This is a genomic window from Sphingobium chlorophenolicum (genome assembly GCF_000722875.1).
Taxonomy (GTDB): Bacteria; Pseudomonadota; Alphaproteobacteria; order Sphingomonadales; family Sphingomonadaceae; genus Sphingobium; species Sphingobium chlorophenolicum.
This window is the reverse complement of the sequence record NZ_JFHR01000012.1, coordinates 103807-116748: the sequence shown is the minus strand read 5'-3', so window position 1 is coordinate 116748 and position 12942 is coordinate 103807. Positions and strand designations below refer to the sequence as shown.

The window sequence follows — 12942 nt, the reverse complement described above, 5'->3', positions numbered from 1 at the left end:
CGCCCACCCCCCTAACCCCCTCCCGCCTGCGGGAGGGGGAATTTGGAGGGGTTGGCCATTTCATCTTCCAGACATGGCCCTTTGACTTGGGCGCCGGGTCAAAAATATTGGCACTGTTCCTTAAAGCTTGACGAATCCTCTGTTTTTGAGTTCTAGCATCTCATGCTTTCCTATCCGCTATGGGCCAGCGCCGCTCTTCTTGCCCTGGCGACGTTGTGGGTCGTGGGCCTTGTCGCCCTGTGGCGGCGGCAGACGCGTTCCCGCGACGTCGTGACGGTGGGAACGGCCGACAGGATCATGGCGATTTTCTGGCTTCCCCTCTATGCGGCGACCTTATGCTGGCTTTGCCTTCTCATGATCAGGGAGGCGATGGGATGGCGGCGGCCGGGATCGGGTAAGAAATAAGCGCACATTCTCATCGGCAGGCTGGGCAGGGATCATGACCGTCACCACGATATTGCTGCTCTGCGCCATGCTGGCCATGCCGCCGGTCGCGCTGTTCGCGCTGGAAATCGCCTGCGCCTTCCTGGCGCGCCCGAACGGCGAGCCGGGCGAGGCCCCCGCCTTCACCGTGCTGATCCCCGCGCATGACGAACAGGCTGTCATCGCGGCGACGCTTTCGGCATTGCTTCCCCAATTGCGGGCGGGAGACAGGCTGCTGGTGGTCGCCGACAATTGCAGCGACGACACCGCCGCCATCGCCCGCGCCATGGGGGCGGAGGTGACCGAGCGGGTCGACGCCGACCTGCGGGGCAAGGGATATGCGCTGGCCCATGGCGTCGCCCATGCGCGGCAATGGACCAATCCGGTCATCATCGTCGTGGACGCGGATTGCCATGTCGAAAGCGGCGCCCTGTCGCGGCTGGCGGCCGATGTGGCGCGCACCGGCCGGCCGGTGCAGGGTTCCTACCTGATCACCGCCCCGGCACAAGGACGGCTGGCCATGCGGTTCAGCGCGTTCGCCATCCGCGTCAAGAACCATGTCCGCCTGCTGGGGTGCCATGCGCTGGGCGTACCGTGCATCCTGACCGGCAGCGGCATGGCGTTTCCGAGCGATACGCTGGACAGCATTCCCATCGCGTCCGGGGAAATTGTGGAGGATCTGCTGTTGGGCATCGACCTCGCCAGGGCCGGTCATCCGCCCGTCTTTTCGCCCCAGGCGCGCATCGCCAGCCCGCTGCCGCTGGACGGCAAGGCCGCCGAGATCCAGCGCGCCCGGTGGGAGAGCGGATATATGTCCATCATGCGCCGTTTCGTCCTACCGTTGCTGCTGGAGGGATTGAGGCGACGCAAGCTGGGGTTGATCCTGCTAGGGCTGGACATCGCCATTCCGCCGCTGAGCCTGCTCTGCATGCTGCTCGCTGTGCTGTGCGCCCTGTCGGGCCTGTGGTGGCTGGCGGGGGGCGGCGTGGCGCCGCTGGCTCTGCTGTCGGGCATGATCGCGCTGTTCGGGGGGGCCATATTGCTGGCGTGGGCGGGATATGGGCGGGATCTCCTGACGCTGCGGGAGATGGTGCTGATGCCGGTCAGCGTTTTGAAGAAGATGGGCTTCTACTTCCGGCTGGCGCTTGGCCCGAAACGGGGTTGGGTCCGCACCGCGCGCGACGGCGAGTGAGGCTTCACGCCTCGCCCTGCCCTACCTGATCAGCCGGGCCGGATTTCCCACCGCGACGCCGCCCGCGGGCACGTCGATCAGCACCACCGCATTGGCGCCGATGATAGCGTCGTCGCCGATCCGCACCGCGCCCAGTATCACCGCCCCTGCCCCGACCTGGACCCGGTCGCCGAGCACCGGCGCATCCAGCGGCCGCGCCTCGCTGCGGTTGCCGAGCGTCACATTCTGCCGCAGCAGGCAGTCGTCGCCGATCACCGTGGCGCTGTGCACGATGATGCCGCCGAAATGCTCGATCCGCAGGCGGCGGCCTATGGTCGTTTCTTCCGGCAGGGAGATGCCGCACAGCCATTCGACCGCCTTGCCGGCCAGTTTCGCCCATCCGCCCCATAGCCGCCTGACGAGTCCCTGCCGCATGGCCAGGCGGCGGTGGGACAGGCGGTAGACCGCCAAGGCCCAGAAACCCTGCGCCCAGAAGCCTTCGCGCTGCGCCGACCTGTCCTCCCGGATCAGGCGCCAGACGCCGGGGCGGCCTTCGCTCATGGATCGGCCCTCCCGCGCTTGACCTGCGACGCCAGCCGGTGGCCGAAACGGTTGAGCGGCCGTTCGAAATGGAAGGTCGAGAGATGCGCGGCGGCGAAGGAGAGCAGGAAGCATAGCGGGCGCTTCAGATAGCGTTCCATCGTATCGCCACTGCCCAGCCAGCCCTTGTAGCTGAGCGGATGCAGGACATAGAGGGCGAAGGAAATCTGAGCGACATAGCGCAGCGGCACGCTCGACATGTAGCGGGTCACGGCGCTGTCCGGCGCAAAGATGCTGAGCCCAACGGCGCCCGCCGCCAGATAAGGACGCAGATAGGCGAGCAGCGGAAAATGATGCTGCATATAGGGCAGCGATCCGATCAGGTTGCAGGCCAGCAGCAACGCCCAGACCCACGGCCTACACCAGGATTCGGACGGCCGCCATCCCCGGCCGATCGCGATCGCCAGGATCGCGCCGGCCAAAATCTCGTCGATGCGGTCGAACGTGTGGACGCCGGCAGTAATGCCGTTAACGGCGCGGTACAGCGTGACGGCGGCAGCCAGAAGCGGCAGGGCCATGATCGCCCTGCGCCCACCAATCGCGACCAGCAGCGCGACGAACATGTAGAACTGCATCTCCAGCGACAGGCTCCACAAATGCCCGGCGAAAAAGAGATAAGGTTTATGGTTGTTGGCGAAGAACAGAAGATTTGCGGCGACCGTCTGCCAGGACGATGCCTGGGTCGCGACGACCAGCAGGACGAACGTCCATGCCAACGGAACGATGCGGAACAGCCGTTTGATCAGGAAAGGAAGGACCGACGAATCCTTGAGCAGCGCCTTAGTGATCAAAAAGCCCGACAGAGTGAAGAACAGCGACATCCCCACCATGCCGACGGCTTCGTTGAGCTTCAGCGCCTTGGGACTGAGCGGCAGCATGTGTGCCGCCAGCACGAGCAGGATCGAAATCCCGCGCCAGCCGTCGAGAATGGAGACATGCGGCGTGTCGGCTTCGGCGACGGGTCTGGCCAAGGGGTGCGGCGCGGCGATTGAGGCGTTCATCGCAGCATAGCTGAAGCATTGCGAATCATGGTCGGCATGAGGCGCATATGGATCGGAAAAAGACGTGGATAAAGGACAGAAATTCCTCAATGCTCCGCTATGGCACAATCCGAACCCATAGCTGATCGACCGTATATGGATAGTTCAATTCCTGCCGCTTTTACGTTAGGAGTCCGTGCGACTTGGGGCCTTCATGACGGATTCCGGACGGAAAAGGTCATCGGCAATATAATGGGACAACAGATGATCATCGGATATTTCACCAACCAATATCCAAAGGTCAGCCACACCTTCATCCGGCGGGAAATACTGGCTCTGGAGGCGGCAGGCGTGACCGTCGAACGCTGGGCATTGAGGGGATGGGACGCTGACATCGCCGATCCCGCCGACGCGTCGGAACGGGACCGGACACGCTATATCCTGCAACGCGGCCCCTTGCCGCTGCTGGTCGCGGCGCTGATTCTGCTGATTGCCCATCCGGTGCGGTGGCTGAAGGGGCTGCGGCTGACCATGCGGATGATGCCCAAGACCGATCGGTCGATCCCGCTGCACCTGATCGCCTTTCTGGAGGCGGCGTTGCTGGCGCGGCAGGCAGCGGCGGCAGGCGTGCGGCAATTGCATGCCCATTTCGGCACGAACGCCGCCGAAGTCGCCATGGTGGCCGCGACCCTGGCCGGCATCCCCTACAGCGTCACCGTGCATGGATCGGGCGAGTTCGACCGGCCCATCGGCCTGCATCTGGGGACGAAGATCGAAAAGGCCGCCTTCGTGATCGCCATCACGCATTTTTGCGCCAGCCAGCTCTATCGCTGGTGCGATCCGCAATATTGGAACAAGATCAGCGTCGTGCATTGCGGCCTGTCCCGCGAATTTCTGGATGTCGAACCGACGGCCCCGGTAGCGGCCCCGCATTTCGTCAGCGTCGGACGGCTGAGCGGCGAGAAGGGGCATCTGCTCATGCTGGAGGCGCTGGCCCAGGTGCGTGACGGCGGCGTTCCCGCCACGCTGACCCTGGTCGGCGATGGCGAGATGCGCGGGCGGATCGAGGCGGCGATGACGCGGCTGGGGCTGAACGAGGCGGTGAAGATCACCGGCTGGGCCGACGAAAGCCAGGTCAGGAGCCATATCGCAACCGCCCGCGCGCTGGTGATGGCGAGTTTCGCGGAAGGGTTGCCGATCGTCGTGATGGAGGCGTTCGCCCTCGGTCGCCCTGTGCTGGCCACCAATGTCGGCGCGCTGGCCGATCTGGTCGTCAACGGCCGCACCGGCTGGCTCTTCACGCCGGGATCGGTCGACGCCATCGCGCGGGCGATGCGGGATTGCGCCGACACGCCCCCGGCTGCGCTGGCCGCGATGGGCGAGGAAGGACGGCGGATCGTGCGCGAAGAGCATGATGCGCAGCGGGAAGCCGCGAAGCTGAGGGTCCGCTTCGCCGAATCGCTGGGCCATGCGGATGCGTCTTCCAAATATGAATGGCCGGAGCGGACGGAAATCGAGCGCGCCTGACCGTCGGAATTAACCATTTTCCAGTGCAGAGATTAAAGCTTCTTGAACCTTCTTACCGATTTTCAAGCATTTTAATTGCGACCGGGCGGCGGTTTGTGTATCCGAAGATATATGTCGAAGTTTTTTATTGCCTGCATGATCGCCTGCGCTTTACCGTCTTTCGCGCAGGCGGCGGCGCCGGAAGGGGCCGCCGTGGAACCGGCGGCCGCGACGGCCGATGCGGCGGCATCGACGCTGACCGATTACAAGCTGGGCGTCGCCGACAAGGTCAGGATCATCGTCTTCAATGAAGAGACGCTGTCGGGCGAGTTCATCGTCGGCGACGGCGGCACCCTGTCGCTGCCGCTGATCGGCGAGGTCAAGGCCATCGGCCGCAGCCCCAGGGAAATTACCAGAGATATCGAGGCGAAGCTGGCCGACGGCTATCTGCGGGAACCCCGCGTCAGCCTGGACGTGCTGAGCTATCGCCCCTTCTATATTCTGGGCGAAGTGTCCAAGCCCGGCGAATATTCCTATTCCAACGGGCTGACCATATTCAACGCGGTCGCCCGCGCCGAAGGTTTCACCTATCGCGCCAACAAGCGAAAAATCTACATCAAGCGCTTCGGCGAAGTCGTCGAGAAGGAAATCAAGCTGACGCCGGACCTTCAGGTCTTTCCAGGGGACACGGTCCGGATCGGCGAACGTTTCTTTTGAAGTTGTCGGCTATCGACCGGCGATATCATGAAGTGGTTCATGGGGGAGGTTGAGGGTTTCCGCCTTGCGTGGAAACGCTCTTTTATTTTGGGTGACGCATTTTCGGGGCCGCCGACCATTGGCGACCCGGAAATGCCCTGAATTTCGAAGGGGGAAATATTTCATGCCTGTCCAGAAAAAAGGCGCAGCGGTCGCCGCGTTGCTTTCCGTCGTTTCGGCGTCGCTGGCCGCCATGCCGGTGCACGGGCAGACGGCTTCCGCCCCGGCGGCCGAACCGGACCCCGCCGCCGTGGAGAAGCTGATCGCCAGCATCGACGCCGCCGTGGCCGCCCTGCCCGGCACCGCCACCGCGCAGGATGTGGAGGCCGCCGTCACCTTCGCCATCGACCAGCAGCAGCAGCCGATGAACGTCAATCTGGCCGCGCTGGAATTCATCGCGGCGCGCAAGAACAAGCCGCGCAAGGTTGAGACCGCCGTCGCATCGGTCATCGCTTCGCTGCGGCGCGGACTGGCGGGCACCGGGGGTATTTTGTCGGGCGGCGGAGCGTCGCTGGCGGCTGGCCCCAATGTCGGCGGCGGCGGCACGGGCGCGAGCTACACGCCGCAGAACTGACAACGTCGCAGCCCGTCTGCCGTCATCCCGTCCATCGATGATCGAATTCGAAAAGGCCGATCATGACCTTCCGCTTCTGCTCGCCCATCGCTGCCATCGGCGCGACCATTTTCCCCGCCATCGCCATGGCGCAGTCGACGATCGATACGGTCGTCCCGATCATATATGACCGGGGCCGGAATGTGAGCGTGACGGAACGGGCGCGGCCGGAAACCAACCCGGTCGGCCTGCCCGCGGGCGGCTTCACCATTTTCCCGTCGCTGGACGTCCAGCCCGGCTATTCGGACAATGTGTACCAGACGCCGGACGACAGGCAGGGCGATTTCTTCGTCAGCGCCACGCCCCGCGTCCTGGCCCGGTCCAACTGGTCCCGCAACAGCCTGCAGGTCGAGGGCAGCGGCAATCTGATCCGCTATGCGACGGAGACGCCGCGCAACCAGAACGGCTGGCAGGTCGCGGCGCGCGGCCGCTATGACGCGGGTAGCAACCTGACGCTCAATCTGGGCGTCGACACGGCGCGGCTGTTCGAATCGCAATTTTCCGGCGCCGCCGTCACCGACGTGCGCAGCCCCACCCCCTATCAGCGCAGCCAGGCGCGGTTCCTGACGGATGCCCGCTTCGCCCGGTTCAGGGTCGTCGCTGCGGGCGCCTATGCGGATTACGACTTCCATTCCGTCGACACGCTGGCGGGCGCGATCCTTTCGCAGGAAAATCGCGACCGCAGGATCGCCAGCGGCGCGGTGCAGCTTGAATATGGGGTGACGCCCGACACCGGCGTTTTCGCCCAGTTGACCTACACCGACACGAAATATGACCGGGTGCTGGCGCCGGGCGTCGCCAATCGCGATTCCACGGAATATCGGCTGCTGGGCGGCATCACGCTGGACATAGCGGCGCTGGTTCGGGGCACGTTCGGCGCGGGCTATATCGACCGCAAGTTCGATTCCGCCCTCTATCAGGATGTGAAGGGCTTTTCCTTCGACGGCAGGATCGAATATTTCCTGTCCGGGCTGACGACGATCACCCTGTCGGGTTCGCGGGACATACAGGATGCGTCGGCCACCGGCAGCGGCTTCTTCACCACCATGGGCGCGGTCCGGGCCGATCATGAACTGCTGCGCAACCTGTTGTTGAACGCCACCGCATCGCTGTCGGAAGACAAGTTTTTCGGATTTGACGGCAAGGCCAGGGTCACGCGCCTGTCAGGCGGCGCGACCTATCTGACCAACCGCATGTTCAGCGCGAAGCTGGACCTGTCCTATGCCCGGCGCAAGAACGACTTCGCCGCCGGCAACGGCACCACCCTTTCCGAATTCCGGCTGCTTGCCGGCATTTCGGTGCACCCCTAACCCGATAGGGCAGTCAGAATGTTGGACCAGACCGGCGCATCCCACGCGGACATCACCGCCCAGGCTTCCGCTTCGGGGATAATATCCTCGCTCAATACGGCAGTCATCGGCATGTTCCGGCGGCGCTGGCGCACATTCGCCATCGTGTCGACGGTCGCCTTCACAGTCGCCGCCGCGCTGATCCTGATGATGCCGTGGAAATATTCGGCGACGGCGCGGGTCAAGATCGATCCTTCGGCCAACGCGGCCCTGGGGCAGATGAGCGGAAACGAGCGGCCGGACCAGAATATCTTCGACACCGAAGTCAATGTCATGCGGTCCCGCGATATCGCCAAGGGCGTGGTCCGCGAACTCCGGCTGGACAGCAATCCGGAATTCGTCAAGGGGCTGGATCCCCTGCCCGCCCGGCCGACGGCGCATGAGCGCGACGAGTTCGAAACCGCGCTGGCCGACAGGCTGCTGGGCAATCTGGAAACCGCCCGCGACAAGATGACCTATATCGTCAATGTCGGCTATACCGCCAGGGAACCGGCGGCGGCGGCGGCGATCGCCAACGCCTTCGCCACCCAATATATCGCCTACAGCGTGGGGCGGCGCACGGGCACGGCGTCGCGCGAAACCAGCTATCTTGACCAAAGGCTGGCGACGCTGAACGATCAGGCGGTGCAGGCCGACGCCCGGCTGGCCCAATATCGCGCCACCGCCGGCATCGTCAGCGGCGGCGACACCAGCGTCACCGACCAGCAGATCGCGCCGCTCGCATCCCAACTGGCGACCGCGCAGTCCGAAGCGGCCGCCGCAAGCGCGAAACTGGCCGCCGCACGGGCGCAGGTGGCTTCGGGCGGGCTGGACGCGGTGTCGGCCGTGCTCAATTCCCAGGTCATCGCCGACCTGCGGTCGCAGCGCGCCCAACTGATCCAGCGGCAGGGCGAGGTCCTGTCCCGCTATGGCCCCAAGCATCCCGAATCCGTCAAGGTCATCGAGCAGTTGCGGGCGCTGGACGCCCAGATCAAGGATGAGGCCGACCGCATCATCGGCGGCCTGGTCAGCGAAGCCAGCGCGGCCAACGCCAGGGCGGCCAGCCTGCGGTCGGACATGGGCCGCCTGCGCAGCCAGCAGTCGACGGATACGCGGGCCAGCGTCATGGCCGACACCTATCAGCGCCAGGCCGACGCCGCCCATTCCGCCTATAACAAGCTGGCCGAACAGGCGCAGGGCATGAGCCAGGTGGCGCGCAGCGCGCTGACCCAGGCGCAGGTCATCGAAACGGCGGTACCGCCCGCGAAGCCGACCTCCCCCAATCGCAAGCTGCTGTTGGCGCTGGCATTCATCGGCGCCGTCGCCGCGGGCAGCGGGGTCGTGCTGATGCGCGAGATATTGGCCAAGGGCCTGTACAGCGTCGCCGACCTCGAACGGCTGGGCGTGCCGGTGCTGGCCAGCATACCGCGCATCGACACGGGCAAGCTGCGCGATGCGGACGGACGGCCCTGTTCGGCGCCCGCGACCCTGATCAACAAGGCGATGAGTTCCTATGCGGAATCCTATCGCGTGCTGCGCCGGTCCCTGCTGGGCCGGGACGGCGCCGATATGCGGGTCATCACCATCGTTTCCAGCCTGCCGGACGAAGGCAAGACGAGCAGTTCGCTGACCCTGGCCCGCATATGCGCCATGGCGGGCGAGAAGGTGCTGCTGATCGACACCGACCTGCGCCGCGCCGGTCTGCGCGAGGCGGCGGGGATCGACGTCGACCGGGGGCTGGTCGAAATCCTGACCGGCGACCTGCGCGCGGAGGACGCCATCGTCCAGGACGCGGTGGCCGGGCTGGACATATTGCCGGTCGCCTCGACATCCTTCGTGGCGGAGGATCTGTTCAGCGGCAGGAAGATGCGCGACCTGATCGACGCGCAATCGCGCATCTACGACCGGATCATCATCGACACGCCCCCGCTGCTGGGACTGGCGGATGCCCGGACCGTGGCGCTGCTGGCCGACGCGGTGGTGCTGGTCGTCAAATGGGGCGACACGCCCGCCAATGCGGTGAAGACGTCGCTGTCATGGCTGACGAGTGACGATGCGCGGCTGGCCGGGGCCATCTTCTCCATGGTCGATGCGGGGGAAGAGGCCTATGGCGCCCTCTATTATTCGCGGAAATATTCGCATTACTACCACTCCGAATAAGGGCGGAAGGCGCGGCAGCCCCATCGCGAACGGGGCAGCGCTCGTCGTGCTGGCGGCTTGCCTGGCCTTCGCCGGGCGGATGCTGGCGGTGGAATATGACGTGATGGCGGCGAAGGCCGCCTCGGCGCGGCAGGCGGGCGGCTTGTCCGGGTTCCAGGCGGCGGTGGATTCGAACCGGCCGTCAGCGGAACTGCCGCCGCGCAGCGCACTGTTCCGCGGGATCATGCGTGCCCATGCCGCGGTGGAGGAACCGGGCAAGGCGGCGACGCTGCTGCGGCTGGCGACGGCCGACATGGATCATGCCCTTTCGGCGCGCCCTTCCTGGGGAGAGGCGGAGGTCAGCGCCGCCTATCTGGCGATGCTGCGCGACGGGGCGGAAGCGGCTTCGGCGCGGGAAGCGCTGCGCCGCAGCTATGCGGCCGCGCCCTTCCTGCGCGGCAGCGCGCCGTGGCGCATCCGCTATGCCGTGTCGGTCTGGGGCCTGCTGGACCCGGAGACTCAGTCGCGGGTCGTGGACGAGACGGTGTGGCTCGCCCGCGCCACGAGCCGCACCTATAATTATGCGCGCGGGCTGGTGGCTCAGACCCCTGCGGCTCCGCTGGTCGAAGCGAAGCTGAGCAGCAGCGGGGATTGACTGCGGTGGTGGGCGCCGGCCGCGGCGCCCCATGTCAGGCCCAGCAGCATCGCCCCCAGCGCCGCCATGCCCGGCATGTCGAGCGCTATGTCCACGCTGGAGCAGACGAGAATGATGGCGAGCGCGCCGACGGCGGATGCCAGTGTCGCGCCCTGTTCGCGGGCCGACGGCCGGCGCAGCGGGAACAGCAGGGCGGCGGTCAGGGCGATCAGCAGCAGCAAATAGGGCCAGCCGCCGTTGATCAGCAGCGACAGGAAGACGTCATGCGCGGAGTTCACGAACCAGAGCATATTGGCTTCGTTCACCGATGCATAGGCGTGGAGGGCGGCGTCCTCCAGGCCGCCCGGCCCATGGCCCAATGGCGCGGATCGGGCCAGCCGCCAGTAGAATGACCAGATTTCCACCCGCAAACTGCCGTCCTGGTCGACCTGCCTGAATCGTTCGGCCGTGCTTTCGCCCACCAGCGCCAATATCAGCAGGATCGCCGTGGCGGTGCCGGCGAAGACGAGCGCGGCATGCCCCTTCGCCCGGTTGCGATATTCGGTCCAGCCGAACTGGATCGCCAGCAGGATCAGCGCCGCAAGCGCTGCGACCAGAGCGGTTCGCGATCCGGTGATGGCGCAGGCGCCCAAGCCGCCCAGCAGCGCGACCGGCGCGACCATCTGGGTGATCAGCGGCGCCGGGGCAAACCGGCCGCGCCACAACATGATGCAGCGCCCCAGGGCCAGCGTAGCGAGCACCGCGTAAAGGCAGCCCGCCGCATTGGCGTTGACGAAGGTGCCGGTGAAGCGGTCGCGCAGGAAACCCTTGTCGACGCCCCAGACGCTGTTGGGGTCGGACTGGCGCAGGAACAAGGCGACGGCCAGTTGGATAAGGCCCAACAGCAGCCAGCAATCGATCGAAAGGCGCAGGCCGCGCCGCCGCCAGCCGACCGCCGCCGACGCCAGCAGGACAGCGCAGCCGCCAAGAAAGCGGGCAAGCGCGGAAGGCAACAGGTCGGGCGCGGCCCAGCTTCGCCCGAACATGTCAGGCCCCGGCATCATCGCCGACGCGAGCCAGGCCCATGCCGCCGCCGCCGCCAGCAAGGGCAGGGAGAAGGCGCGCCAGAAAGCGACGCTGGGACGCAGCAGCCAGAGGACGATCATCGCCCCGGCAATTTCCGCCACCGCCGCAACCGCGCCCAGAAAGGGGCCGTCCGCACCCAGGGCCAGCATTTCGCAAAAGAGGATGACCGGCATGATAAGCGCGGCCTGCGGCAATCTGTTCGTCATGAAGTCCCCCGCCGCCCTGCATCGGGCGGCGGGGGACTTCTTAGTTCGGACGAGGCCGAACACCAAGAAATTTAACCATATTCGGGCGCGTCAGGGCATTTCCAGATCGTCGACGGTGACGACGTCGATATTGGCGCGCTGCGCGTCCAGATAGGCCATCATCGCATCGAAGCTGCTCTGCCAGCTTACCCCCGCCGAATTCAGCCCGCCATGGAACACCAGGAAGGCGACCCCTTTTTGCGCGATGGCGCTGTCGATATAGGGTTTCCAGCGGTTGGTGAATAAATCCGCGTCGCTATTATATTGAAATTCCCCCGCGCCCTGCGCCTTGATCCGCATGGGATCGCCCCAGGGGAAGGTTTCCGGCGGGACCGGCCCGAAATAATAGGCCCGCATCGACCGGAAATGCTGACGGAACATGGGATAGGCGATCATGTCCGCCACGCCGACATTGCTGAAATAGCTGCCATGCGCGCCGCCCGTCAGGCCCAGCGCATTCTGCATGTTGCGCAGCTTCGCCATTTCCGCCGTGCGCTGGTCGTTGGTCATCAGGTCGATGCCGCCCGCGCCGACGTTGTTTTCCGTGGACCAGGCCTGGCTCGCAATCTGCCAGCCCAGATTGTCGTGCAGATTCTTCACCATCGGCACCGTCAGCTTGCCCCCCTGCCCCAGCGTGATCAGGCTGCTGGGATAAAGCATGGCGCGAAAGCCGTAACGGGCCATGACGCGGGACGCATATTGCACCGTCTGCGGATACATGTCGTCGAAGGCGACAATGAATTTCGCCTTGGCGATGCCGTTGGGAACGACCTCCACATTGCCGAAGCGCAGGATCATCTGGCTGGTGGTGGACGCGGCCGCCATGTCGACCACCGCGAAGGTGATCGCGGAAAGGTCGGCGCCCGTGCCCACCGCCGTGAAGGCGGCGGGCGACGCGCTGAACGACATCCACCGCGTTTCGCCGTTGCCCATGGCGGTCTTCACGTCCCCGCCGGCGGCATAGACATGATAATTGGCGCCGGGGCTGGACGGGGAGCCAGCCGAATAGAGCCGAATGCTGAAAGTGCCGAGGCGGGCGTTGGCGTCCTGCCCGCCCTTCACCCACCAGCGGATGATCTGGCCCCGCACGTCGACCGGCGCGCGCGCGGCGGCGGGCCGCACCTGCGTGGTTGCGGTGGACGATGGCGTGAAGGTGAGCGACGAAGCGCCGTACAGCGCGTCGTCCGCCGTCACGTCGGCGATGCCCGCCGGACTGCCGGACAGGCGCGAGACGAGATCGAAGGACGCCAGCACGGCGTTCGCCTGGCCGACGTGGTAGCGTTGGTTGATGCGTCCGCCGACGCCGGGCGCCTTGTCGCCGTCGGCGGGCTGGGACAGCCATTCGGCGCTCGCCTGCGCCGTTTCGGCCGGACGGACGGCATCCACATCCTGCGCCGTCCCCGAACCGGGGAGAGCCGACAGGGCGAGCAGCGCGATCTGCGCGATCGTCTTTCTGATCAT

12 protein-coding genes are annotated in these 12942 nt (G+C 65.8%); 8 read left to right on the top strand and 4 right to left on the bottom strand.

Going from position 1 to position 12942, the window contains the following annotated elements; translation table 11 throughout:
* Nucleotides 1-162: 162 nt before the first annotated feature.
* Both BV95_RS07655 and BV95_RS07650 read left to right on the top strand, forming a co-directional pair.
* A complete protein-coding gene (locus BV95_RS07655) occupies nt 163-405 on the top strand; it encodes a hypothetical protein (protein WP_037449574.1) in 243 nt (80 codons plus the stop codon).
* A gap of 34 nt (nt 406-439) precedes the next feature.
* Nucleotides 440-1615, top strand: coding sequence for a glycosyltransferase family 2 protein (locus tag BV95_RS07650; protein ID WP_037449571.1), 1176 nt, complete (start codon nt 440-442; stop codon nt 1613-1615).
* A gap of 21 nt (nt 1616-1636) precedes the next feature.
* Here BV95_RS07650 and BV95_RS07645 read toward each other — a convergent pair whose 3' ends face one another.
* A complete protein-coding gene (locus BV95_RS07645) occupies nt 1637-2155 on the bottom strand; it encodes a serine O-acetyltransferase (RefSeq protein WP_037449568.1) in 519 nt (172 codons plus the stop codon).
* Complete coding sequence (locus BV95_RS07640; RefSeq protein WP_234703119.1) at nt 2152-3165, bottom strand: acyltransferase family protein; 1014 nt, start codon at nt 3163-3165, stop codon at nt 2152-2154. Before BV95_RS07640 ends, BV95_RS07645 begins: the two co-directional genes overlap by 4 nt.
* 273 nt (nt 3166-3438) lie before the next feature.
* On the opposite strand from BV95_RS07640, the gene BV95_RS07635 reads away from it, so the two are divergent.
* From BV95_RS07635 to BV95_RS24730, 6 genes are all read left to right on the top strand, one after another.
* Nucleotides 3439-4701 carry a glycosyltransferase gene (locus tag BV95_RS07635; RefSeq protein ID WP_037449562.1) on the top strand — a complete coding sequence of 421 codons (1263 nt, stop codon included), beginning with the start codon at nt 3439-3441 and terminating at the stop codon, nt 4699-4701.
* A gap of 111 nt (nt 4702-4812) precedes the next feature.
* The gene (locus BV95_RS07630; RefSeq protein WP_037449559.1) at nt 4813-5397 is read left to right on the top strand and encodes a polysaccharide biosynthesis/export family protein; all 585 of its coding nucleotides are present in this window, start codon (nt 4813-4815) and stop codon (nt 5395-5397) included.
* A gap of 163 nt (nt 5398-5560) precedes the next feature.
* The gene (locus BV95_RS07625) at nt 5561-6010 is read left to right on the top strand and encodes a hypothetical protein (RefSeq protein ID WP_037449556.1); all 450 of its coding nucleotides are present in this window, start codon (nt 5561-5563) and stop codon (nt 6008-6010) included.
* Nucleotides 6011-6072: 62 nt separating this feature from the next.
* Entirely contained in the window at nt 6073-7359 is a 1287-nt protein-coding gene (locus BV95_RS07620; RefSeq protein ID WP_037449553.1) for an outer membrane beta-barrel protein, read from the top strand.
* Between the two features lie 18 nt (nt 7360-7377).
* Nucleotides 7378-9537 (top strand): GumC family protein, encoded by a 2160-nt coding sequence (locus tag BV95_RS07615; protein ID WP_037449549.1) that lies wholly within the window; start codon nt 7378-7380, stop codon nt 9535-9537.
* 46 nt (nt 9538-9583) lie between these two features.
* A complete protein-coding gene (locus tag BV95_RS24730; protein ID WP_037449546.1) occupies nt 9584-10171 on the top strand; it encodes a hypothetical protein in 588 nt (195 codons plus the stop codon).
* Here BV95_RS24730 and BV95_RS07605 read toward each other — a convergent pair.
* Nucleotides 10117-11442 (bottom strand): O-antigen ligase family protein, encoded by a 1326-nt coding sequence (locus BV95_RS07605; protein WP_037449543.1) that lies wholly within the window; start codon nt 11440-11442, stop codon nt 10117-10119. The genes BV95_RS24730 and BV95_RS07605 overlap by 55 nt on opposite strands.
* A 90-nt stretch (nt 11443-11532) precedes the next feature.
* Nucleotides 11533-12942 carry a polysaccharide deacetylase family protein gene (locus tag BV95_RS07600; protein WP_037449540.1) on the bottom strand — a complete coding sequence of 470 codons (1410 nt, stop codon included), beginning with the start codon at nt 12940-12942 and terminating at the stop codon, nt 11533-11535.

Excerpts from the sequence above, each read along its gene's own strand:
- BV95_RS07645 (WP_037449568.1), bottom strand. The coding sequence starts at position 2,155 with ATGAGCGAAGGCCGCCCCGGCGTCTGGCGCCTGATCCGGGAGGACAGG.
- BV95_RS07635 (WP_037449562.1), top strand. The coding sequence starts at position 3,439 with ATGATCATCGGATATTTCACCAACCAATATCCAAAGGTCAGCCACACC.
- BV95_RS07630 (WP_037449559.1), top strand. The coding sequence starts at position 4,813 with ATGTCGAAGTTTTTTATTGCCTGCATGATCGCCTGCGCTTTACCGTCT.
- BV95_RS07600 (WP_037449540.1), bottom strand. The coding sequence starts at position 12,942 with ATGATCAGAAAGACGATCGCGCAGATCGCGCTGCTCGCCCTGTCGGCT.
- BV95_RS07620 (WP_037449553.1), top strand. The coding sequence starts at position 6,073 with ATGACCTTCCGCTTCTGCTCGCCCATCGCTGCCATCGGCGCGACCATT.
- BV95_RS07615 (WP_037449549.1), top strand. The coding sequence starts at position 7,378 with ATGTTGGACCAGACCGGCGCATCCCACGCGGACATCACCGCCCAGGCT.
- BV95_RS07625 (WP_037449556.1), top strand. The coding sequence starts at position 5,561 with ATGCCTGTCCAGAAAAAAGGCGCAGCGGTCGCCGCGTTGCTTTCCGTC.
- BV95_RS07605 (WP_037449543.1), bottom strand. The coding sequence starts at position 11,442 with ATGACGAACAGATTGCCGCAGGCCGCGCTTATCATGCCGGTCATCCTC.
- BV95_RS07655 (WP_037449574.1), top strand. The coding sequence starts at position 163 with ATGCTTTCCTATCCGCTATGGGCCAGCGCCGCTCTTCTTGCCCTGGCG.
- BV95_RS07650 (WP_037449571.1), top strand. The coding sequence starts at position 440 with ATGACCGTCACCACGATATTGCTGCTCTGCGCCATGCTGGCCATGCCG.